The sequence below is a fragment of the Desemzia sp. FAM 23988 genome (assembly GCF_045528365.1).
Lineage (GTDB): Bacteria > Bacillota > Bacilli > Lactobacillales > Carnobacteriaceae > Desemzia.
In genome coordinates, this window is sequence record NZ_JBGQQS010000005.1 from 22893 (window position 1) to 46377 (window position 23485).

Here is a 23485-nt window from a genome sequence, read left to right on the forward strand (position 1 = left end):
GCTCACTTGATAAATAAAACAGGTTTACTGGTCAAGTGGGCTTTAAACGAGTGCTCACTCGATGAATAAAACAGGTTTACTGGTCAAGTGGGCTTTAAACGAGTGCTCACTTGATGAATAAAACAGGTTTACTGGTCAAGTGGGCTTTAAACGAGTGCTCACTCGATGAATAAAACAGGTTTACTGGTCAAGTGAGCTTTAAACGAGTGCTCACTTGATGAATAAAACTGGTTTACTGGTCAAGTGAGCTTTAAACGAGTGCTCACTCGATGAATAAAACAGGTTTACTGGTCAAGTGGGCTTTAAACGAGTGCTCACTCGATAAATAAAACAGGTTTACTGGTCAAGTGGGCTTTAAACGAGTGCTCACTTGATGAATAAAACAGGTTTACTAGTCAAGTGGGCTTTAAACGAGTGCTCACTCGATAAATAAAAAACCGACTCCCAAAAGTTAGAATAAAATCTAACGTTTGGGAGTCGGTTTCGTGGAATCTTTTTTACTTATTTGTTGCGCTTTCGAAGCGGTCTAGTAAACAAGCTTAATCCCCAACCTACTAAAAACCCGATCAAAGATGGAATCAACCAACCAAGACCAACTTCAAACAGAGGCAAGTTTTCGTTTAAGAAAGTCAGCATATTTTGTACCCAATTCAGGTCACTGATAAAAGCTGGTGCTGCTTTTAAAAAATCTACCATACTGATCGGCAACGTGAATAGAGTGGCACAAACATATACGATTTGACGATGTTTAAATAATGGCGAAAAAATAGCCAGTAGGATCAACGTGATCGCTAAGGGATACAAGAACATCAATACCGGTAAGGAGTACGCAATAATACTGGTTAGTCCCACATTTGCAATCACACCTGAAACAACACTCAATAGAACAACGTACCCTCTATAACTCAATAACTGAGGAAACAGTTCATAAAAAGTTTCTGAACCGGAAGTGATCAAGCCAATCGCTGTTTTCAAACAAGCTACTGTTACAATAATAGCTAGTAAAATACTGCCGAATGTTCCAAAATAATAGTTGGAGATTTGAGCTAACGCAATTCCTCCGTTTTCTGAAACAGGAAATTGTCCGACACTCATTGTTCCTAAATAAGCTAAGCAAGTATAAATGACTCCCATCAATAGGACACTTAATAAACCTGACTTAACTGTATCCATAGCAATTTGAGATGGTTTTGTCACACCAAGACCTTTAATAGCTTGAATCACGATAACACCAAAAGCCAATGAAGCTAAGGCATCCATCGTATTGTAGCCTTCTAAAAATCCATTTACAAAAGGCGTTGTCGTATATGTTTCTAAAACCGGAACATCACTAATATTTCCTAAGGGCTTGAAAAAAGCCGTTACGATCAGAATTCCTAAGAAAATCAAAAAGAGCGGATTTAGTATTTTTCCAACATAATCTAAAATTTTTGCTGGTTTCAAAGACAACACCAAAGCTGTCCCGAAAAATAACAGAGTAAAAATGGCTAAAGCAACCGTTTGATACCCTTCAGCAATATATGGTGCAAATCCCACTTCAAATGACGTCGTTGCCAGACGAGGTGTTGCAAAAAATGGTCCGATTGTTAAATAAAGAGCCACCGTCATAAAATAAGCGTATAATGGATGGACGCGGCTGGCTAAATCAAATAAACTATCGCTGTTTGTGATCCCCATTGCTACAATACCTAAAAAAGGCAGCCCAATTCCTGTAATCAAAAAACCAATAATAGCTGAATGCACGTTAGACCCGGCAAGTTGCCCCATATGAACGGGAAAAATTAGATTTCCTGCTCCAAAAAACAATCCAAACAACATCGAACCTATTGTCAAATAAGAAGCAGTTGTTAATTTAGTTTCATTTCTCATTCTGTTCTCCCTTCAATCTTGTTATTTCCACCTATAATAACTTTTTTTCTGTCTCGAAACAACAAATCTTTTTATGTAAGGGTAACAATTCTGAATTTTCTATCTATTTCATTTTACGTTTACTTTGTTATACTAAGGGTAATAGCTTTTGCAACATTCATTACGTGCTAAGCGAAAGGAATCGAACCGAATATGACAAACATTCAAGATATCGCTCAATTAGCGAAAGTATCCTCTGCAACGGTATCCAGAGTCATCAATAAAAATGGTTATGTCAGTAAAGAGACCAAAAGAATCGTTGACCAAGCGATCAAAGAATTGGATTACGTTCCAAACAGCCAAGCGGTCTCGTTAAAAAAAGGCTCAACAAAAACTATTGGCATCGTATCAACTGACTTTTTTGATACGGCTACCTTCTTGTTGCGAAGCTTCACTCTGGAAGCCCAAAAAGAAGGTTACTCAGTCACTATTTTTATCACCAGTCACGACAAACAAAAAGAACTGGACGCCTTAGAAATGTTGAAAAGCAAACAATTAGACGGTATTTTTCTGCTTTACCGAACCAATGAATGGGACGTTATTGAACAATATGTAAAATATGGGCCTATCGTAACCTTAAATCGTGTGGAATCAGCGGTTATTCCTTCCGTTTACATAGATCAATATCAAGGGTATTTATTAGGACTGGAGCATTTGTACCAAAGCGGATGCCGTAAAATCATTAACTTGTATAGTAGTGAATTTGGCTTAAATACCCAAACGAGAATAGCGGTTTTTAAAGAATTTACCGATAAATATGCTTTAGAATCCCATGATCCCACATTGTTTATCAACTTATCCGGTACAAAAGATGGCGCAACAGCAGCTCGCTGGTTTGATCTTCAAGCAGAAAAACCAGATGCTTTTATGTGTGCTTCTGATTCGGTAGCAGCTGGGTTTGTAGCTGAGGCCATGCATTTAGGCTATGTTGCTGGGAAAGACTATTCCATCATCGGATTTGACAATATTTTCTTATCTGAAATGTTGGACATCACCACTATCGATTATCCGGTTGATTTACAAGCTGTGAATGCCTTCCATTTGATTTACCAACGACTGACAAAAAAAGAGCAGCCTTTGCAATCTCTTGATTTTAAGTTGATTCAAAGAGGATCTACAAAACCGCTGATTCACTAAAATAGGGCATTTACTTCAGCTTTAATGAAAGCTGAAGTAAATGCCCTGTTTGTTTAATAACTTTTTTCATAATCGACTAAGTTTTTCGGCAACTCTTTTTTGGCAATATATGCCTGTAGATTCTCTTCAAAAATATCAAATAAGCGTGTATTGTAGTGTTCAGCATTTCCTGAGATATGCGGTGTGATCAACACATCGTTTCTATCCCATAAAGGACTGTCGTTTTCCAGCGGCTCCGCTTCGAAAACGTCTAATCCCGCAAAAGCCACTTTTCCATTATCCAAAGCTTGGATCAAATCTTCTGTCTTCACTGTCGGGCCGCGTCCAACATTTACAAGGATAGTTCCCTCTTTCATTTGAGAAAAAATTTTCTCATCGAAGTAATGTTCTGTTTCAGAAGTTAACGGTAAAATATTGACTACAATGTCTGCTTTTTCCACATGATCTGTTAAGTCAGGTTGTTGATAGATCGCATCCATGTTCTCTACTTCTCTACCACTTCGATTGATACCGATCGTATTCATATTGAAGGCTTTTGCCAAGCGCCCTACTTCTTTACCAATGTGCCCAGTTCCTACGATCATGATCGTTTTACCAGACAACTCCATCAGTACCTGCTCTTTTCTCCAAACATGTTGCGTCTGATCTATAACGGCTTGCTGGATTTTTCTTCCATATGCCAACAACATCCCGAATACGGATTCCGCAATAGGTACGCTGTGAATACCGCTAGCGTTCGTTAACAAGATTTTTTGTTCTTCCAAATGAGTCAAGTCCATGTAATCCACTCCAGCTGAACTGGCTTGTATCCATTTTAATTGGCTATCTTCTGTATCGAATAAGCCTGCTTTTTGTACTTTGTCTTTATCCCATCCGTAAACAACTTCAATCTTTTCTACAGGGTAATCCAGTTCACTGTTTTCCTCCCACCCTTTAATCAAGTCATAATCAGGTGCTATTTCTTGCGCCTTTTTAAAGTGCTCGGGTTTCATTTCATTCAATAACCAAATACCTTTTTCGTTCATTCGTTATCCCCCTATTCAAACTCGACTTCAACTCTATTATGTCATTTTTCTTCCTATTAGAAAAGAAATCTTTCCTATTCATTGAATCAATAAAGGATTTTGCAAGACCTGAAAAAAAAAGGCCAGGAATGTTTGTTTTCCTGACCTCTTTAATAAATGGTTATTCTACTGGGCTTTCTCCTAAGAACGCTTGGTACATCCAAATGTTTTTGTCCACATCGGTCTTATACCCGATCAATAAGTCTTGTGTCACGTCGTCTCCAGCTTCACCCGTTAATTCGATTCCTTTTGTTAAACTATCTGCTAATAATCTTAAATCAGCCACAACTGCTTCCACCATTTCAGTAGCCGCTTTTTCTGTTGTATAAGGACTTTCTTGAATAGCTGAGTGATCTATAAATTCTTTCAATGTAGAGTAAGGCTTACCGCCGATCGTGATCAACCGTTCAGCTACTTCATCGAAAACTTCATTAACTGAATCATACAATTCTTCAAATTTTTCATGCAGTGTATAGAAGTGAGATCCTTTTACGTACCAATGATGTTGATGTAATTTCGTATAAAATACACCCAATGTTGCTACTGTGTTGTTCAAATACTCTTGTACTTCTTGATTTGCCATGAAAAAATCCTCCTTGTTTTTGTTTAGTTTTTCTATTACCTTATAATTATTATAAACAAACCCATATAATTTGTCAATTAAAACCATTCTTTTTTACAAAAATTTTGATCTTTTTATCAACCATAATCAATCATCAATATAAAGGACTATTTCACCGGTTGATTTCGTCTTGGCTACATCAATGATCCGTTGGTTACGGCTTCCACGGAAGGCTTTCGTTAAATCTTTCTCAGCTAAGATAAAAGGACCATCTACTAAGACATCCACATAATGGAGTAAAGCTAACTTATCCGCAGACTCCTGTTGCAGATTCTCCCATTTGTAACCTGTCCACGACCAGATATCTTTTGTTCGGCCGAATTCTTGTCGTACACGCTCACATAATTGCAGCAATACTGGCGTATTCAAGAACGGCTCCCCGCCTAACAAAGTTAACCCTTGGACATAAGTCTGTCCTAGATCAGCAATAATTTGATCTTCTAGTTGTTGTGTGTATTCTACTCCGTATGAAAAATCTTGAGCGATTTTATTGTAACAGCCCGGGCAGTTGAACAAGCATCCGCTGACGTAAACACTGCATCGAATACCTTCTCCATCCACAAAATTAAAGGGTTTATAGTCCGCTATTTTTTTCTGGGTCCACTTTTCAGACAGCCAAGCTTTAGGTTTTGGCTGCTGTGGAATTCTAGGCGCCATTTTATCGTCCTCCTCCACTCATTATGCTTTTAAACAAGATAAGTGCGTTCATCTGTAATGTGTTTCTTACGCGCCGCGATTTCTTCATGACGTCCATGGACCATTGGGCGTTGTTGCGGATTCCCTAAATACCCGCAAGTCCGTTTTACCACATCACAAGTCATTGGGTCTGTATTGAAGCACGCTGGGCACTGGAAACCTTTAGCGGTTGGTTCAAATTCGCCATTGTACCCACATTTGTAACAATGATCGATAGGAGTATTCGTACCTAGATAACCTATTCGGTCGTACGCAAAATCCCATACGGCTTCCAGAGCTTTTGGATTCTGACGCAGTACTGGATACTCGCAATAATGGATAAAGCCGCCGGAACAATACTGCGGATAGACTTTTTCAAACTCGATTTTTTCAAATGGAGTCGGTTGTTTGCGCACATCATAATGAAAACTATTGGTATAATATTCTTTATCAGTAATACAAGCGATTTCTCCAAATTTCTGTTTGTCCAATCGGCAAAAACGATCTGTTAAACTTTCAGAAGGCGTAGAATAAACACTAAAGTGATAATCGTATTCAGCAGCCCAAACGTCAGCATTTTGCTTCATTTGACGCACTATCTCTATAGTAAATTCTTTAGCTTCTTTGTTGGTTTCCCAATTTGGACCATAGAAAACAGTCGCGACTTCATATAACCCGATGTATCCGATCGAAACCGTGCAGCGTTTGTGTTTAAAGACTTCATCCACTGCGTCTTCATCACTTAAGCGCGTGCCAAATGCACCATATTTGTACAAAATAGGCGCATTTTCTGGTGTCGCTTCTTTTACTCGACCAATGCGATAAACTAAAGCATCTTTCACGACCTGCATACGCTCGCTGAACACATTCCAGAATTTCGCTTTGTCTCCATTCGATTCAAGAGCAATGCGCGGCAGATTTAACGTTACCACGCCTAAATTCATACGCCCGGAATTTACTTCATTTCCATTTTCATCTTGCCAGCCTTGTAAAAAAGAACGGCACCCCATTGGAGCTTTAAAACTGCCTGTCAATTCAACGATTTTATCGTAGCTAAGAACATCCGGATACATCCGCTTAGTGCTGCATTCAACTGCTAATGCCTTCACATCATAATTAGGGTCTTGCGCCTCTAAATTCACTCCACGACGTAATGTAAAGACCAGTTTTGGAAAAATAGCGGTTCTTTTTTCTTTTCCCAACCCTTCAATACGCACTTGTAGAATCGCCTTTTGAATCTCTCGTTCAAATTCATTCGTTCCTAGTCCAAATCCCAGTGTTGTAAAAGGAGTTTGTCCGTTAGACGAATAAAGGGTATTGATTTCATACTCTAAGCTTTGCATAGCATCATAAATATCTTTTTTGGTTTTAGCAAATGCATATTTGTGTTTTCTTTCTTTTCCATCGATCCAATATTCTGCATCTGCTATATGCTTTTGGTAATTCTTTTCCGCATAAGGCGCCAACAATTCATCTACCCGATCGGCGCTGCATCCGCCATACTGACTAGAAGCAACATTGGCAATGATTTGTGCCATTTGGGCTGTAGCCGTATTGATCGATTTTGGTGATTCCACCTCTGCATTCCCAACTTTAAAACCGTTTTCAAACATGTTTTTAAAATCGATCAAACAACAGTTTGTCATTGGTGAGTAAGGTTGATAATCCAAATCGTGAAAATGGATATTTCCTTTTAAGTGGGCATTTGCTACATGCTTAGGCAGCATTTGCAATCCGATTGCTTTGGCTACACTTCCTGCTGTCAAATCACGTTGAGTATTGAACACTTTACTGTCTTTATTCGCATTTTCATTGATAACGGTCTCGTCTCGTGAAAGCAGCTTGTTGATCGACTGATTGACATCTGTGGACTGTTGTCGCTCAATATCCCGCATACTCCGGTAATGGATGTAAGCTTCGGCCATCTTAGTTTCCCCAGCTTCCACTAAACAGTGTTCCACAATGCTTTGTATTTCATAAATTTTGATGTCTTCTTTGAAGCGATGAGCTATTTCGTGGTCGATTTGCAAAGCTAAAGTGTAAATTTTAGTCATGCGGAACTCATCTACCAGATTTTCTACTTGTAATGAACACTTCATCAAAGCATTCATTATTTTATCGAGGTCATACGGTATCATCCGATCATCTCGTTTGATCACATTCAGCATCTCATTTTTCGTCGTAACAACTAATGGACTCATCATTTTTTACCCCACTCACTATTAATTAGTTCATTTATTAACATATTTAAAATCCTACTAAACACTATATATAGTATGTAAATCCAATAAAACAATCTATATATGGATAACCATATTATAAACATCACAAATAAAAATAGCAATAACATTTGACCAATTTTAAATTAAATTCCCTCTGTCCTGTATCCATCTTATCTTCATTCATTTTGAACAAATTGTTACTATTGAATATGAGAAAAAGCACAATACTATCGCTTTCTAAATATTAGTATGCTAAAATTATGCAGATAAAGTGAGACTTCATTTAGTGGTGCAATTTACTCCGCTGAATGTTAGTTGAACTAATCGGGCTTTTACTGGTTGTGGAGTTCTACTTTAAATTTCTGTTGCGCGATCAACAAAAAATTGGAAGCCGGAGACATACAACTAGTTGACCTGCGACAATATAAAGAATAGAGGGAATAAATTAATGATCACTGTATCGGACGTAAGTTTGCAATTTCCTGATCGTAAATTATTTGATGAAGTGAATTTAAAATTCACTCCAGGGAATTGTTATGGCTTGATTGGAGCAAATGGTGCTGGAAAATCAACCTTTTTAAAAATTTTATCTGGTGAAATCCAACCATCTACCGGGAATATTTCTATGGCTGCAGATGAACGTATGGCAACCTTAAAACAAAACCATTATGATTATGAAGACCAAACGGTTTTAGACACTGTTATTATGGGCCACAAACGCTTGTATGACATTATGCAAGAAAAAAATGCTATTTATATGAAACCTGATTTTTCTGACGAAGACGGCATCAAAGTTGCCGAACTTGAAGGAGAATTTGCAGATTTAAATGGTTGGGAAGCTGAACCTGAAGCAGCTACATTACTACAAGGGTTAGGCATTCAAGAAGACTTGCATTACCTAAAAATGAGTGAATTATCTGGTGGACAAAAAGTGAAAGTCTTATTAGCTCAAGCTTTATTTGGCAAACCAGATGTTCTATTATTGGATGAGCCTACCAATGGATTGGATAAAAAGTCTATCGAATGGTTGGAAGAGTTCTTAATCAATTTTCAAAATACGGTCATCGTTGTTTCTCATGACCGCCACTTCTTGAATAAAGTCTGTACACATATGTGTGACGTAGACTTTGGTAAAATTAAATTGTACGTTGGAAACTATGACTTCTGGTTGGAGTCTAGTCAACTAGCTGCTAAATTGCAAGCTGACCAAAACGCGAAAAAAGAAGAAAAAGTAAAAGAACTACAAGACTTTATTGCTCGATTCAGTGCAAATGCTTCTAAATCGAAACAAGCAACTTCTCGTAAGAAAACACTGGAAAAAATTACTTTGGATGATATCCAACCTTCTACTCGCCGTTACCCATTTGTCGGCTTCGAACCTGAACGCGAAATTGGAAATGACTTATTGCGTGTGGAAAACATTTCTAAATCTATCGATGGCAAACAAATTTTGAGCAACATCAGCTTTAGTTTGAACAAAGATGACAAAGTAGCCTTCACAGGAGAAAGCGATATTGCTATCACAACTCTCTTCAAAATCATTATGGGTGAAATGGAACCTGATTCAGGTACGATCAAATGGGGAGTTACCACTTCTCAATCTTATTTACCAAAAGACAATTCAGCTGAATTTGCAAATGGCAAGTTAACGATCGTTGACTGGTTGCGTCAGTATGCTTCTAAAGAAGAAAGTGACAATACATTCTTACGCAGCTTCTTAGGACGTATGTTGTTCTCTGGTGAAGAAGTACTGAAAGAAGTCTCTGTCCTTTCAGGGGGAGAAAAAGTTCGTTGTATGTTGTCTAAAATGATGTTAAGTAAAGCCAACGTATTGGTAATGGATGACCCTACTAATCACTTGGACTTAGAATCTATTACAGCATTGAACAATGGCTTGATCGCTTTCAAAGGTTCATTACTATTTAGTTCACATGACCACCAATTTATCCAAACAATCGCGAACCGCATTATTGAAGTGACACCAAACGGAGTTGTTGACCGTGCGGAAACCACTTACGATGAATTCTTGGACAATGAAACAGTTCAAAAACAAATCGCAGAACTTTACGCAAAATAATCTAGACTAATTATTGAGAATTAGGACAAAAAACCTCTCACTAAAAAGCACTCCCGTTACTGAAAAATTATTCAGTAGCGGGAGTGCTTTTTCTGTTTATCTATCTATAAAAGTAGATTACTGATCAAGTGAGCTTCACATAAATTCCCACTTGACTAATAAAACTGTCAAACAGAAAGTTACGGTACTAGTAAGGTGCTCAACTACCATACCGTGCTTTCAAACAGAAAGATACGGTACTAGTAAGATGCTCAACTACCATATCGTGCTTTCAAACAGTGAGATAGGGTACTAAACAGGTGTTCAACTACCATATAGTGCTTTCAAACAGTGAAATATGGTACTAAGAGGGAGTTCAATTATCATAGAGTACTGGTTTGCTGATCAAGCGAGCTTCACATAAATTCCCACTTGACTAATAAGGGGCTTTTTCTTCTGAGATAGACCTTATTCGTCTTCTCAATCAAGCCTATTTGTTCAAGATAAAGATGCCGAAGAGCCCGTCCAGAATTTTTCTGGACGGGCTCTTCGGCAAATACAGCGATTAAAATCCTCATGACTCTATTCCTATGCAAATTGCGCATGGCAGCTCACAAGCCATACTCCATGATTTTATTTTTTTGCTTTAAAAACTTTTAATTGTTTTCCTTTGATCGTTCTGGTCTTCATTGCTTCAATCACAAGTTGTCCTTTACCATTCAAGATCTCCACATAAGTCGAGCCTTCTTGGATCGTAATGATCCCGATATCTTCTGCATTGATTCCAGGGATTTTGGCGATCGTTCCAACAAAATCGACAGCACGCAGTTTTTTCTTTTTACCGCCATTGAAATAAACTTTAGTAATGTTTTTGTTCAGTTCTTTTTCACGCGGACGTTTCAAAGGTGGACGTGTAGCGATTTTTTCATCGAATGCGCGTTGATGACGTTGTACTAATCGAGCATTTGGCATTGGAATTTCTTCAAATGTTTGATGGGTATATTCCTTAACTTCTCTCCACCAGCTCATTTGTTTTGGAGTTACCATTGTTAACGCCAATCCACTTTTTCCAGCGCGGCCAGTACGACCAGTACGGTGGACAAAACTTTCTTTCTCCACAGGAACGTCGTAGTTGATGACATGAGTCACGTTATCCACATCGATCCCTCTAGCAGCTACATCGGTCGCTACTAAATAACGGAAACGACCTTCTTTAAAATCTTTCATCACATCAAATCGGTCATCTTGATACATTCCACCGTGAAGCTTATCAATCGGCAATCCTGCCTTGCTCAAGAAACTGTGTACCTCGTTTACAGCTGCTTGCGTATTACAGAAAATCATGCAGTTATCCGGATTTTCAACCGTCAACAAGTTCAGAAGCTGACGTTCTTTCTCTTCTTCTTGCACTTTCACAAATGACTGGTGAATGTTCGGTTTGCTGCCTTCTGCTGTTTCAATTTGAATAGATGCTTTTTCTTCACGCATGTAGAAACCGGCTAGTCGCGCCACTTCTTCTGGCATAGTGGCCGAGAATAGTAATGTTTGGCGTTCTTTCGGTACAAATTCAATAATCGATTCTACTTGTTCAATGAACCCCATATTCAACATTTCATCTGCTTCATCCAACACTAGGTAACGAACTTTTTCCAAGCTCAAGGTTCCTTTTTGCAAATGATCCAGTAATCTCCCTGGAGTACCGACTACAATATGATTTTTTTGTTTCAATTCTAATTGTTGTTTTTTAAAAGAGGATTTTCCAAATACTGCCGCGACTTTAACACGTTTAAATCGTCCAATATTGGTTAAATCTTCTTTTACTTGTGTCGCAAGTTCTCTTGTAGGAGTTAAAACTAAAGCTTGAGGTTTATTTTCTGCCCATTCTACCTTTTCTACTAATGGTACTCCATAACTGACGGTTTTCCCACTGCCCGTTTGAGCTTCAACAATAATGTCTTCTCCTTGTAATGCAACAGGGATGACTCTTTCTTGGACTGCTGTTGGGTGGTAATAACGAAGATCTGTTACGGCCTCTACTATTTCAGAGCTGATTGCAAAATCTTTAAAACTAGTTTCTTTATTCATGTTAGCCTCTTTCGTTCTTTTTTTTACAGTATAACAGGATTTCGCTTAGATGTATAAGGATTCTGAGAGTTATCTTCTACTCCGTGACTTTTCGGACACAATTCAATCATTTGGGTTCGCTTCCAAATTTTGTTACTATTGTAAATGAACATAAGCTAAATAAAGGAGGAATTCGTACAATGGTCAAAAAAGTAATAGGTGGATATATCTCTGTAGAAGAAACTGCTGCTGAAATAGAACATTTATTAACCGATGGGTACACCTCATCAGACATTATTGTCGTAACCAACAGCGCAAATAAAGGCGCTTTAGAATCTCTTACTATAGCAAATGTAGATCCGGTAGCAGACAAAAAAGGAGTAGAAAAAGGGCACCCGAAATTATTCAATTACGGTGATGAAAACAACCCGCTTGGTGCATATGATTTAGATGCTGATACAACCGAACGGTACAATAAAACTATCAAAAATGGCGGTTACGTTATTTTATCTGAACAAAGAGCAGGTACGAATGGAAAAGGTACAGACTTAAACCGTTCGCCGATCAAATCAAAAGACGATCCTACGCTTTCAAACATTGGTGAAGTATCTGAAGCGTATAGAGGAAAGCCTGCTGATACGAATGAAGATCCTTCACTAGATAATATTCCAGCAAAAACTTCTAACAAGGAACAAACCACTAATGAGCAAAGTATTCCATTTTCACCAGGAACTCCTAGAGATCCGAGTGAATCTTAATAAATGCCAAAAAAGCCAGAGAACATTTGTCCTCTGGCTTTTTTGCCGTTCTTGTTTAATCAAAGCTGATAGGCTAAACGCCTTTTTTTACTTTCTGCGCTACTTCAATAACGATATGGATGCCGTTTGGATCATCTAAGGCAATCGTATTGGCTGCTTCATCTAATGTGTAAGCATAAGCTTTTTCATCCAAGGCTTCTTTTACTTTAGCAAAATCTTCGACAGAGTCCAATTCGATAGTGTAGTAGTCCATTCCTCTTGTTCCTTCAGGTGCTGCAGGGATATTTGTACCTGCCCAGACATTAGAACCGATTTGGTGGTGGTACAATCCGGCGGCGAAGAATTTCGCTTGCGAACCGAAGTTGTATTTCAAATCAAATCCTAATAGATCTTGGTAAAAGTCTTCTGTTTTTTGCAAATCTGAAACAAATAAGTGAACGTGTCCCATATAAGTTCCAGCCGGCATACCTTTGAAAGCTTCTTTAGCTTCAGCAATTACGCCTTCTGCATCCATTGGTTCTGTAACTCCAGCGATCTCACCCGTTTCACGAATATCCCATTCGCTTACTGGTTTGTCACAGTAGATTTCTACGCCATTTCCTTCTGGATCATCTAAATAAAGAGCTTCACTATAACCATGATCACTAGCTCCTGTTAGTGGATATTTTGCAGTCAATAAATGATACAAGATTTCTCCTAGATCTTTTCTAGACGGCAATAGAAGAGCTAAGTGGTATAACCCAGCAAAACGACCTCTTTCTCCTGAAGCAGGTACTTCCTGCAATGTCAAAAGCACTTTATCTTCACCATGCGGTCCAAAAGAAACTTCTTTAGCCGATTCTGATTTGATATCTAATCCAATAGATAGATTGTAGAAATTTTTCATATTCTCTAAATTTTCAACATTCAATACTACTTTTCCAATTTTTGTATTCTCATTTAATTTAAACATCTCTCTATCCTTTCATATACCCTGTTTATTTACTTACTTTTTACAAGTGTAAAGGACAGACACATTAATTACAAGGATAATTTGCTTTTTTCAGCCCTTATTATTTCCAAATGATGCTCAGTTCACAATTCACGGTCTCGCCAGTAGTGATTTTGTGCGCCGTAGATATTCTTCCATCTTCTAATTCAATCACACTGACGGAACTTGTAATCATATTTCCATAATGAACTTCTTTTTCAAATTTAATATTGACGTAGTCTAAGTCATGAGATGTTAAAAATTCGTAGTCTAATGTATCTAGCGCCCAATCAAAATATTTTGAATTGTTGACGTGCTGATTGCGATCGATATCTAAGAAACGTACCCGATACTCAGTTGAAGTTGCTTCAGTTCCTACTTTTTCCGGTTTAGCTGTACGCACCAATTTTTTATTAAATTCAACCTCATATGGTGCCACAATTTCTTCTGGAATACGTGCCATTTTCCGTTTTTCTCTATCAATCAAAGCAAAAGTTGTTTTAGCAGTAACGCACTCTTCTCCATTTGCACCGTAGACTTTGAATTCACGGTAACAAAACAGCTTATTGTAGGACAATGCTTGTGTTGTGATCGTCACTTCTTCAGCAAATTCAGGTACTCGCTTAAAGTTCATTTCATATTGTAAAATAACCCACGACAATCCCATTTCATTTACAACATCGTCCCCAACACCTAATAAATGACTTTGTTCGCCTGAAGTATGGATCATGATGTTGACCAGCATTGGCAATGTCATTTTCTTGTTGGTATCACACTCATAATATTTCACTAGATGTTTTGCTTCATAAATTTTTCCACTCATTTGATGTCCTCATTTCCTTATATTCATACCAATAAGAATACCATAAAAAAATAGAACGTGGAGTAAGACGTTTTGCTTCTATGCCATGCGTCTAGAGTTTAGAAAGTCCTCTAGCTCACAATCTGGCCCAGAAATCGCAGGGGTTTGTTCGCTAGAGTCGATCTACTGAATAATCCAATCCACTAATCACAGTAAATTATTCAGTAGAGACACGTTACCTCATAATCCAATCCTAAAATCCTAGCGATTTATTAAGTAAAGTCACGTTACTGAACAATACAATCCTAAAATCCAAGTGGTTTGTTAAGTAGAGACACACTACTTCATAATCCAACCCTAAAATCCTAGCGTTTTGTTAAATAGAGACACGTTACTTCACTGTCAAACCCAATAAGAATCTAAAAAAGTGTATCCTAATCCTTTTTTTCTTTATTCAGAAGATTTATCAGTGATTTTCTCATACAAATAGACATGAATGAATTTCTTCATTCATGCCTGTTATGGTCGAAAAAAATCTAGTGGTAAATTCAGCTTTTACTTATACCTTTTGCAATAAATCAGACTGTGTCCGATACAGTTGATAATATAATCCTTTTTTCGCCATCAATTCCTCATGACTTCCCGCTTCCAATATTTTCTTATCGCCGATATAGAAGATACGATCGCTGTTTCGAATAGTCGATAAACGGTGAGCTACAATAAATGCTGTTCGACCTTCCAATAAGCGGTCTAACCCTTCTTGCAGAAGAATTTCTGTTTGCGTATCAATACTGGATGTTGCTTCATCCAAAATCAACACTTTTGGGTCGGCCAGCAGCGTTCTAGCGAAAGAAATCAATTGCCGTTGTCCAGCTGACAACGTACTGCCTCGTTCTTGCACAACGGTTCGATAACCATTTTTCATACTATCGATAAACTCTTCAGCACGAACGATCTTGGCTGCTTCTACAATTTCTTCGCTTGTAGCATCCAACTTCCCATAACGAATATTATCTAAAATCGTTCCCGAAAAGATAAACGTATCCTGCAACATGACCCCTACTTGATTGCGCAATGAATCCAGTGTCACATTCCGTATGTCAATACCATCAATTAAAATAGCCCCTTTTTGCACATCGTAAAAGCGGCTGATCAAATTGGTGATCGTCGACTTACCTGCTCCAGTCGGCCCTACCAGCGCTATCGTTTCACCAGGTTTTACGTGGAAATTCAATTCTTCAAAAATCGTTTGTCCCTCTTTGTACCCAAAAGTCACGTCTTTGAATTCCACATCTCCTTTTACAGGCGGCATTTCAAAAGCATTTTCGGAGTCTTTAATACTGGGTTCCACATCCATCAATTCAAACACTCGTTCCAAATAAACCGAACCCGAAACCAAGGAGTTGTAAAAGTTCCCTAAATTGATGATGGGATTCCAAAAGTTGTTCACGTACCCGACGAAAGCAATTAAAATCCCCGTCGATACATCCACTCCTAATCCTCTGATCCCAGCAAAATAGATAAAAGCGATCGTGATAGTGGCAATGTTTTGGACAAAGGGTCCCAATAGAAATTGTATTCGAACGGCTTTCATCCAAGCTTTTCGTTGGTTGTCACTAAATTTAGAAAAGATATCGTAATTCATTCCTTCACGTGTATAAGATTGCGTCGTTTTGATCCCAGCAATACTTTCGTGAATATAAGCATTTAAATTAGCTTGTTCAATACTCAGCTCATCATAAGCCACCCGCTGTTTATTTTTGATCACCATTGTAATCGCAAATAAAACCGGCAACAAAATAAAACTGTATAGCGTCAACGTGACATTTAGAGAGAACATGAATACCAAAGTCACCACAATACTTAAAATATCCGACAATACATTGATGACCCCATTTGACAGTAAGTCACTTAACGTATTGATGTAGTTGACCACTCGAGTTAAAATTTTCCCATGCGGCCGTGTATCGTAAAACGAAAATGACAACCGCTGCAAATGGTTAAATAAATCAGACCGCATATCCCTTAACACATTTTGCCCCAATTCAGTAATGTTGTACAATCGGTATCGTACAGCAGCACCATTAAAGAAAATAGCCAATGCATACAGGACCGTAATCCAAAGAAGCTGGGTTCTATCTTGATTTGGAATGGTTTCATCAATAACAATACTGGTTAAAAAAGGTCCTAAGACTAGAACTAAATTGGAAAAGATGATGACCGCAAATATTTTCAGGATGGAAAATTTGTACGGCGTTAAATATTTTCCGATTCTTTTGTAGTCTTCTTTATTGAATTTGGTTGCTAACTGCTTGTCCTCTTCAAAACTATTCTCTGCCATCTTCGGATACCTCCTCTACCTCTGATCGTCCAAGCTGTTCTTTGTAGATATCGTAATAAGCCCCTTGTTTTTGGAGCAGTTCTTGGTGCTTGCCTCGTTCGATGATTTTCCCTTTAGACAAAATAATAATCTCGTCAGCATTTTTCACAGATGAAATCCGGTTTGCGATGATAAAAGTCGTCTTCGCAAAACTCACATTTTTCATTCCTTCTTGGATTTTCACTTCAGTTTCCATATCAACTGCTGAAGTCGTATCATCGAGAATTAAAATAGAGGGATCTTTCATCAATCCACGTGCCAACGACAGCCGCTGTTTCTGCCCACCGGACAATCCGCTCCCTCTTTCTCCTAAATAAGTTTGGTACTGTTCCGGCATTTTTTCAATAAACGGACTGGCATCAGCAACTCGAGCCATTTTTCGAACATTTTCAAATGTAGCTTGAGGTGTCCCGTAAGAAATATTTTTCTTGATCGTATCGGAAAACAAGAACACATCTTGCATGACGATGGAAATATTTTTCCTCAATTCCCGTACATTCCAATTTTTTATGTCTTCCCCATCGATCAATACCATTCCTTCTGTAGGATCAAAGAAGCGGGAAATGAGATTCACTAAAGTTGATTTCCCTGAGCCCGTTTCTCCTAAAATCCCTAACGTTTGACCAGGAGAAGCTTTCAGCGAAATGTTCTCCAATACTTTATTGTCCGGGTCATCCGCAAAAGCAAAAGAGACGTTTTGGAATTCTACTTCTCCTTTGATGCGTTTTTCTCTTCTCTGCAGCTCAACAGGAATTAACGGCTGAGCAGACAGCATTTCTCGAATTTTATACGTCGCGGTAATAAAACGCTGCGAATCATTCATGTATCCCCCAATATTCCGCATAGGGGCATTCAGCATCCAAACCAGCCCATTGAATGCAACTAGTTCTCCAACAGTCATCAACCCTCTAATAACAAAGAATCCCCCTAATCCAATAGAGATCACCGACAGCAAGCCAGCCAACGTTTCCAATACCGGCAAATACGTACGCGAAATTTTAGCTGAAAATAAATTGCGTTCTCTATAATCTTCATTTCGTTTGTTAAATTTTTTCGTTTCATAGTCTTCATTTGCAAAGGCCTTAACGACCTTGTTCCCCCCGATATTCTCTTCTACCATGGAGTTTAATCTGGAAAAACTTTCCCGAATCTCGTAATAAGCTGCATTTGCCCGAGATGATAACATGACGGTCAATATCCCAATAAACGGCGTGACAACCAGCATTGCCAGCATCAATCGCCACTGAATTCCGCCTAAAAAAGCAATAGCGGAAATAAAAAGCACAATATTGTCCAGCACGTTAAAATACACCCAGGAAACTGCATGCCGGATAGCATCTGTATCCCCAGTCATTCGTGCCATGATATCCCCGACACGAGTAGTATTAAAGAAAACGAAATCCATTTCTTGCAGTTTGACATAGAGATCTTCTCGAATTTGAAATAAAACTTCCTGCCCGATCGTTTCAAACATCATTTGATAAACATATCGCAATACTGTTCGCAATACCGTCGCGACGACCATGATAATCAATAAGGGTACCAACAAAGAACCACGCTTATTATCAATCACTTCATCTACAATCATCCCGCCGATATAAGGCGTCACGATGTTCAACAAAGCTACCATAACCGTCCACAAACTCGCCCAAATCCAATTCAGTTTACTAGGTTTGATATATCCCCAAACCCAACGAAAACTCGCCATAAAACACACCCCTCCCCAACCAATTACCCACATCATAAACCAAAACAACCACCCATAAAATGGACATAACAAACAAAAACAATGGATAAAATTACCAGATGCTTCGAGCCTCGTTTAGCTCCGATAGAAAAATCTATCCCCTTTTTAGAGGACTCTTTTCGTCCTCTAAAAAGGGGATGATTTTCTCCGAGGAGCTGAGGCTCGAAGCTCGCTTAGAAAGATGATGCTTCGAAAGATAAGGAGCTGGTTTAGTCAAACAGTATAAACTAACGCGTTAGCAACAGGTAAGCCTTTAAATCTTTTCTTTTTTATACTCTCTAGCCTAATTTAACTAAAGAAATATCGCATAGATCTGTAAGCGCTCTAAAAAAATCCCGTTTTCGCTATTTCTATCGATCTTCCTTATTGAGTTCGCTTTTCAGATAACCTATAATTTGAATATAGCTTTATTCTGAATGTTCAAAATAATTGCCGTAACATGAAGTGGGGTGTAAGCATGTTAAAAATTGATGCAAAAACGTTTAACCCAGAGATCCTTTATATCTTTGACGCAGAATCTAAAGATCGTTTTCAAGGGAAAAATCACCATCATGATTTTGTAGAAATGAGTGTGATCGTCAGCGGAGAAATTTTCTATAATATAGAGGGGAACACTACTCGTCTAAGCGAACAAACCGTCGTACTCTTTAACCCGGGCATCAGTCATTATGAATACTCGGATACGGGAATGAGAAATGTCCAAATTCATATTGGTATCCGTAATTTTAACGTTGATCGATTCCCAAAAGATTATTTTCCTATTACGAATCCAATCATTAAACTATCTGAACACAACCATTCTTTTTTTGATACTTGCCAAGAAATTCTGATCGAACGCGAACAATCAAAAGCCGGTTCAGAGTTATTGTTGAAATCATTAGTATTGAAATTATTTGTTTTACTTTTACGAGACGCTGCTATGCTGCCTTTAACAGAAAGTTCGTTATTGCTGACAGAAGAAGAAAAAGAAAAAATCAGTTTGGTAGATGAAGTGGTTCTATTTCTTGAAAATCATTACATGGAAGACATTACCGTAAACCAAATTGCTCAGCATTTTTACACTAGCCCTGCTTCTTTATCACGTATTTTTAAAGATCATACTGGCGAAACCTTGATCAATTACCTCATTCAACTGCGGTTATCTAAAGCTAAAGAGATCATTGAAGAGGACATAGCAATCAGTATCCGCCAGATTTCAAAACTGGTAGGCTACGAAGATGCTTATTACTTTAGCAAATTATTTAAAAAGTATTACGGAAAGCCTCCGACCCTTTTTCAAAAAGAAATGAAGTTTAAATAGACTTTATTTCTTTTTTTGTCTTATCAAAAGAAGTTCTCTGGCACTGGTTCTGGTATTTATAAAATGTTCTGCTAAAAAAGATTATCTGAAGGGTAGCGACCCCTAAAAAGGTTAGAGCAAAATCTAATTTTTAGAGGTCGTTTTTTATGGCAAAATCTAGTGAAGAATCTAAGTTACAAGAGACCAAAAATATTTAAAAGGTCCTTTGGCTATCATTTATTATTTATAATGAAGAAACCGTGTGTTTCTCATCCCTTTATCCTTAAATGTTGCCTGAATAGAAAAAAATATGAGTCAGAGACAGCCAGCGGCACTATTATTTTAGTTTATTCTTCAAGTGAAACTTAATTTAATGTTCACTTGATGAATAAACCAAATTTTTTCTTCAAGTGAGACTTAATTTTATGTCCACTTGATGAGTAAATCGATTTTATTCTTCAAGTGGGAAACAATTTAATACTCACTTGAAGAATAACCTTCATTCACTCATCGAACGAACGTCTCTTTCACGTTGGATAGAGCATCCCACTGGAACAAGCCACGATATACACCAATCTCCCATTCTGATCAAAGCTGACAGTACCAATATAGGTCAAGAAACGAGGAATACATCGAATGGTATAATCATGTTCGAGCAAAAGCAAAATTGGCTGGCTTAAGTCCGGTTGAATACCGAACTCAAACCAGCCAATCAGCTGTATAATAAAAACTCTCACTTTTAGGGGCCAGCACCCCTTTTACTTCAGATAGTCTTTTTACTTATAGATTATTTTCTTCTAAAATACTAGATTCAAAATTCTTTTTTGGAGTCCATGACTTATCTTTCAAGATTTTAGTATGGTAAATCTTATCTACAATCAACGCAATCGCGTTATCGCCTGAGACATTTGCAGCTGTTCCAAAACTATCTTGAGTCAGATAGAGTGAGATCAATAATGTCGCAATCGGCCCTGCTGTAGGAATACCGACTAGAGGCAAGAAAGGCAAAGCACTCATTATCCCCCCGCCTGGAGCGCCTGGGGCTGCTACCATAGCTACGCCGAGTACCAATATAAAACTCAGCATCATCGGAAAATCAAATGGAATTCCATACATGATCAGTACTGCTGTTACACACGAAGTGACCGTTGTAATACTTCCATACAAATGAATCGTAGCACATAGCGGCACAACAAATTCCCGAATTTGTTGTGAGACGCCATTTTTCTTGGCAATCTCTACGTTAACTGGTATCGTAGCTGCCGATGATTGTGTTCCGACAGCAGTGATGTAGCCTGGCACTTGGTTTTTAATAAATTGCCAAGGTTTTTCTTTACGGTAAATACCTGCAATAGTAAATAACACCACAACTCCCAATAACTGTAAAGCTAAAACGATCAAGAATACTCTCCAAAATACAGCTAAAATAGATTGAATTGATCCTGTATAACTGAGGTTGATGAAATTTCCAAAAATATAAATTGGTAAACCCGGAATAATAAATGAATTCAATATACGAGTAATAATAGCACTGAAGTCATTGAAGAAATGATAAATCGTTTCTCCTTTATTTTGTCCTCTCAGCCAAGATATACTGATCCCAAATAAGAATGCAAATACAATCGCTGAGGTGACATCCATCATCGGCTCTAAGGGAATCGTAAATAAGGCTGCTAAACCTGCACCACTATCTGTGACACTTTCACTTAGTTCAGGAGTGATGAATATGGGGAATACATTTGATGCTATAGCGTAAGCAATTACCCCACCTACTAATGTTGATCCATAGGAAATAAGTGTCGTCGCTCCTAATAACTTCCCTGCACCTTGAGTCAAGTCCGCAATACCAACAATTACATAACCAATAATCATGAGTGGAATAATAAAGGATAATACACTACTAAATAAACTGGATATTGTAATTGGAATCTGCAAAATAACGGTGGGCAAAATGTCCAATTGGCCAAAAAGTATTCCTAAAATAATAGCAATGAGTAATTTCGGCACTAAGCCTATTTTAATTCTCTTCATTTGCTGGTTCCTCCTACATATATGGATTTTAATCCTATTTTCATAAATTAGTTTCAATCTTATCATACTCTCCCTATAAACTCTAGGAGATTTTTGATATTCCTCCACTCATTATTCTCTAACCGATAGACAACTGAACCACCTTATCGTATTAGTGGATAAATTCCATTAAAGAAGCGATAATATAAGTACCTATAATAGTGAACAAGAATTGGCTGGTTATTTTTTTATAGTATGGTTAACGCTTTGGTATCGGAAGGAGGAATATAATGAGACGACAAGTATGGTTGTTTCGTCACGGCATAGCAGAGAAAAAAACTAACGATAAACCAGATTATGATCGCACACTAACTCCCAAAGGTAAAAAAGAACTGCAGGCTTCCGCTCCAAATCTCCGGTATTTATTGGATACACAACACCCAATTTTCATTTGGTCTAGTCCCTTGACACGTGCCTATGAAACGGCTGAGATTGTGGCTCAGTCTTTTGGAAATCCCGATATTGTTCAAAAAGAATTTATCTCTGCAGGAGATATTCAGTTATTGATTAAAGAACTGGATAGTCTTCCTAAAGACTGTACGGCCATCGTAGTTGGACATGAGCCTACTTTAAGCATTTGGATTGAGCACTTGACAGGAGTTTCCTTACCATTTGATAAAGGTTCCTGTGCTGCTATTCAGCTGAAGAATTCTGCTAAAAGTGATTTGTTGTGGTTTCATCAGCCTGTTTCTTTAAAACATCTAGGTTCAGTAGACACTAATGATTCCATTAAAGTCAGATTACTGCTCCAATCTCAGCTCCGTAAGATACAAAGTTTACATCAAGCTTTTCTTGAAGATCCTGCTGATGAAGAAACCACTCATCGTTTTCGAGTCCAGATTCGCCACTTCCGCTCATTGCTCTCTTTCCTAAAACCGTTATTGCCAGATAATGTCTATCAAAAAGCTAAAGTTCCTGCAAAAGAGGCGTTTCAACAATTTTCCCATTTGCGTGAGTTGGATGTTTTGATCGATAGAGTGAACACGATTATTGAAGAAGAACCCAGTTTATTAGAAAACGGTACCGCTGTATTGGCTGTTATGGCTGAGAATCGCGAAAAAGAAAAAAGAAGACTGGTACATTCCAGTAATCAAAAGAAATTTCGGACTATTTTAAATAATCTGTTGGAATGGGCCGATACTGTTGATTGGGTTCCATTAATATTGGAAACTGAAGACTTCGAGAGCTTTGCTAAAAAAAAGATTCAGAAAAAACATCGATCATTGCAAAAGATGCTCTCACATTTGGACTACAAGGATGCAAAAGAGGTCCATGAAGCGCGGAAAAAAGCAAAGACTTACCGCTATATTTTAAAAAGCTTTCCCCCTCTAGTAAATAAAAAATACAAAAAAGAACAAAAACAAATGAAAAAAATACAAAGATCATTGAGTAGAGTGACGGATATTTATGAAAATACGGTTGTTCTGGATGCATTTTTTTTAGCCGAAGCAGATCAATCCTTAAAGAATGACTTTTCAACTTTACAGCAATATGAGACTCATCAACTTGAGAAACAATTAACGACTTTAAAACAACACCCTTTTACTTTCCACTGATTTCTTCAGCCATCCGGTTTTTCCGGATGGATATCCTCTTTTCTATTTTTTATTTAAGAAATCCCTCATTTTCCGCAGCACCTACTGACCACTCTTTATCCCTTTAAACAAATAACGTTTGATATAGTAAGGTATTTTTAAACTCATGTTTACAGATTTTATCCAGCGCAAAAGG

The 23485-nt window shown here is 37.9% G+C and carries 16 protein-coding genes and 1 pseudogene; 6 read left to right on the forward strand and 11 right to left on the reverse strand.

The annotated features are described in order from the left end of the window. Positions 1-501 precede the first annotated feature (501 nt). Positions 502-1869: a branched-chain amino acid transport system II carrier protein gene (gene brnQ, locus ACEN4L_RS04285; protein ID WP_407096109.1), complete on the reverse strand. Its 1368-nt coding sequence runs from the start codon at positions 1867-1869 to the stop codon at positions 502-504. Between the two features lie 192 nt (positions 1870-2061). On the opposite strand from brnQ, the gene ACEN4L_RS04290 reads away from it, so the two are divergent. Continuing rightward, positions 2062-3045 carry a LacI family DNA-binding transcriptional regulator gene (locus ACEN4L_RS04290; protein WP_407096110.1) on the forward strand — a complete coding sequence of 328 codons (984 nt, stop codon included), beginning with the start codon at positions 2062-2064 and terminating at the stop codon, positions 3043-3045. 53 nt (positions 3046-3098) lie between these two features. Here the strand turns inward: ACEN4L_RS04290 and ACEN4L_RS04295 are convergent, their stop codons facing one another. The 4 genes from ACEN4L_RS04295 to nrdD form a co-directional block, all read right to left on the reverse strand. Further along, a complete protein-coding gene (locus tag ACEN4L_RS04295; RefSeq protein WP_407096111.1) occupies positions 3099-4070 on the reverse strand; it encodes a phosphoglycerate dehydrogenase in 972 nt (323 codons plus the stop codon). A 160-nt stretch (positions 4071-4230) separates the two neighbouring features. After that, entirely contained in the window at positions 4231-4692 is a 462-nt protein-coding gene (locus ACEN4L_RS04300; RefSeq protein WP_407096112.1) for a Dps family protein, read from the reverse strand. Positions 4693-4818: 126 nt separating this feature from the next. Then, a complete protein-coding gene (gene nrdG, locus ACEN4L_RS04305; protein ID WP_407096113.1) occupies positions 4819-5388 on the reverse strand; it encodes an anaerobic ribonucleoside-triphosphate reductase activating protein in 570 nt (189 codons plus the stop codon). Between the two features lie 29 nt (positions 5389-5417). Beyond that, on the reverse strand, positions 5418-7610 hold the full coding sequence (nrdD, locus tag ACEN4L_RS04310; RefSeq protein ID WP_407096114.1) for an anaerobic ribonucleoside-triphosphate reductase: 2193 nt from the start codon (positions 7608-7610) through the stop codon (positions 5418-5420). A gap of 466 nt (positions 7611-8076) precedes the next feature. On the opposite strand from nrdD, the gene ACEN4L_RS04315 reads away from it, so the two are divergent. Next, on the forward strand, positions 8077-9705 hold the full coding sequence (locus ACEN4L_RS04315) for an ABC-F family ATP-binding cassette domain-containing protein (protein ID WP_407096115.1): 1629 nt from the start codon (positions 8077-8079) through the stop codon (positions 9703-9705). 612 nt (positions 9706-10317) lie between these two features. Here the strand turns inward: ACEN4L_RS04315 and ACEN4L_RS04320 are convergent. After that, a complete protein-coding gene (locus tag ACEN4L_RS04320; RefSeq protein WP_407096116.1) occupies positions 10318-11769 on the reverse strand; it encodes a DEAD/DEAH box helicase in 1452 nt (483 codons plus the stop codon). 179 nt (positions 11770-11948) lie between these two features. On the opposite strand from ACEN4L_RS04320, the gene ACEN4L_RS04325 reads away from it, so the two are divergent. Further along, on the forward strand, positions 11949-12506 hold the full coding sequence (locus ACEN4L_RS04325; RefSeq protein WP_407096117.1) for a hypothetical protein: 558 nt from the start codon (positions 11949-11951) through the stop codon (positions 12504-12506). Between the two features lie 73 nt (positions 12507-12579). On the opposite strand, the gene ACEN4L_RS04330 is transcribed toward ACEN4L_RS04325, so the two are convergent. The 4 genes from ACEN4L_RS04330 to ACEN4L_RS04345 all read right to left on the reverse strand — a co-directional run bounded on the left by ACEN4L_RS04330 (position 12580) and on the right by ACEN4L_RS04345 (position 18366). Further along, positions 12580-13458, reverse strand: a complete 879-nt coding sequence (locus tag ACEN4L_RS04330) for a VOC family protein (RefSeq protein WP_407096118.1) — start codon at positions 13456-13458, stop codon at positions 12580-12582. 100 nt (positions 13459-13558) lie between these two features. After that, positions 13559-14299, reverse strand: coding sequence for an acyl-[acyl-carrier-protein] thioesterase (locus ACEN4L_RS04335; protein ID WP_407096119.1), 741 nt, complete (start codon positions 14297-14299; stop codon positions 13559-13561). 538 nt (positions 14300-14837) lie between these two features. Continuing rightward, complete coding sequence (locus ACEN4L_RS04340) at positions 14838-16619, reverse strand: ABC transporter ATP-binding protein (protein ID WP_407096120.1); 1782 nt, start codon at positions 16617-16619, stop codon at positions 14838-14840. Continuing rightward, entirely contained in the window at positions 16606-18366 is a 1761-nt protein-coding gene (locus ACEN4L_RS04345; RefSeq protein ID WP_407096121.1) for an ABC transporter ATP-binding protein, read from the reverse strand. The genes ACEN4L_RS04340 and ACEN4L_RS04345 overlap by 14 nt, the downstream gene beginning before the upstream one ends. Positions 18367-18862: 496 nt before the next feature. On the opposite strand from ACEN4L_RS04345, the gene ACEN4L_RS04350 reads away from it, so the two are divergent. Both ACEN4L_RS04350 and ACEN4L_RS04355 read left to right on the forward strand, forming a co-directional pair. After that, the gene (locus tag ACEN4L_RS04350) at positions 18863-19705 is read left to right on the forward strand and encodes a helix-turn-helix domain-containing protein (protein ID WP_407096122.1); all 843 of its coding nucleotides are present in this window, start codon (positions 18863-18865) and stop codon (positions 19703-19705) included. A 601-nt stretch (positions 19706-20306) separates the two neighbouring features. Beyond that, positions 20307-20408, forward strand: a pseudogene (locus ACEN4L_RS04355) (IS3 family transposase); the annotation flags it as partial. Positions 20409-20464: 56 nt separating this feature from the next. Here the strand turns inward: ACEN4L_RS04355 and ACEN4L_RS04360 are convergent. Further along, positions 20465-21715, reverse strand: coding sequence for a dicarboxylate/amino acid:cation symporter (locus tag ACEN4L_RS04360; RefSeq protein ID WP_407096123.1), 1251 nt, complete (start codon positions 21713-21715; stop codon positions 20465-20467). A 269-nt stretch (positions 21716-21984) separates the two neighbouring features. On the opposite strand from ACEN4L_RS04360, the gene ACEN4L_RS04365 reads away from it, so the two are divergent. Then, positions 21985-23310, forward strand: a complete 1326-nt coding sequence (locus ACEN4L_RS04365; protein WP_407096124.1) for a CHAD domain-containing protein — start codon at positions 21985-21987, stop codon at positions 23308-23310. Positions 23311-23485: the final 175 nt, after the last annotated feature.

What these genes read in the sequence shown, in the direction of transcription:
- ACEN4L_RS04360 (WP_407096123.1), bottom strand. Translation starts at nt 21,715, where the DNA reads ATGAAGAGAATTAAAATAGGCTTAGTGCCGAAATTACTCATTGCTATT.
- ACEN4L_RS04320 (WP_407096116.1), bottom strand. Translation starts at nt 11,769, where the DNA reads ATGAATAAAGAAACTAGTTTTAAAGATTTTGCAATCAGCTCTGAAATA.
- ACEN4L_RS04325 (WP_407096117.1), top strand. Translation starts at nt 11,949, where the DNA reads ATGGTCAAAAAAGTAATAGGTGGATATATCTCTGTAGAAGAAACTGCT.
- ACEN4L_RS04300 (WP_407096112.1), bottom strand. Translation starts at nt 4,692, where the DNA reads ATGGCAAATCAAGAAGTACAAGAGTATTTGAACAACACAGTAGCAACA.
- ACEN4L_RS04290 (WP_407096110.1), top strand. Translation starts at nt 2,062, where the DNA reads ATGACAAACATTCAAGATATCGCTCAATTAGCGAAAGTATCCTCTGCA.
- ACEN4L_RS04335 (WP_407096119.1), bottom strand. Translation starts at nt 14,299, where the DNA reads ATGAGTGGAAAAATTTATGAAGCAAAACATCTAGTGAAATATTATGAG.
- nrdD (WP_407096114.1), bottom strand. Translation starts at nt 7,610, where the DNA reads ATGATGAGTCCATTAGTTGTTACGACGAAAAATGAGATGCTGAATGTG.
- ACEN4L_RS04340 (WP_407096120.1), bottom strand. Translation starts at nt 16,619, where the DNA reads ATGGCAGAGAATAGTTTTGAAGAGGACAAGCAGTTAGCAACCAAATTC.
- ACEN4L_RS04350 (WP_407096122.1), top strand. Translation starts at nt 18,863, where the DNA reads ATGTTAAAAATTGATGCAAAAACGTTTAACCCAGAGATCCTTTATATC.
- brnQ (WP_407096109.1), bottom strand. Translation starts at nt 1,869, where the DNA reads ATGAGAAATGAAACTAAATTAACAACTGCTTCTTATTTGACAATAGGT.
- nrdG (WP_407096113.1), bottom strand. Translation starts at nt 5,388, where the DNA reads ATGGCGCCTAGAATTCCACAGCAGCCAAAACCTAAAGCTTGGCTGTCT.
- ACEN4L_RS04365 (WP_407096124.1), top strand. Translation starts at nt 21,985, where the DNA reads ATGAGACGACAAGTATGGTTGTTTCGTCACGGCATAGCAGAGAAAAAA.
- ACEN4L_RS04315 (WP_407096115.1), top strand. Translation starts at nt 8,077, where the DNA reads ATGATCACTGTATCGGACGTAAGTTTGCAATTTCCTGATCGTAAATTA.
- ACEN4L_RS04295 (WP_407096111.1), bottom strand. Translation starts at nt 4,070, where the DNA reads ATGAACGAAAAAGGTATTTGGTTATTGAATGAAATGAAACCCGAGCAC.
- ACEN4L_RS04330 (WP_407096118.1), bottom strand. Translation starts at nt 13,458, where the DNA reads ATGTTTAAATTAAATGAGAATACAAAAATTGGAAAAGTAGTATTGAAT.
- ACEN4L_RS04345 (WP_407096121.1), bottom strand. Translation starts at nt 18,366, where the DNA reads ATGGCGAGTTTTCGTTGGGTTTGGGGATATATCAAACCTAGTAAACTG.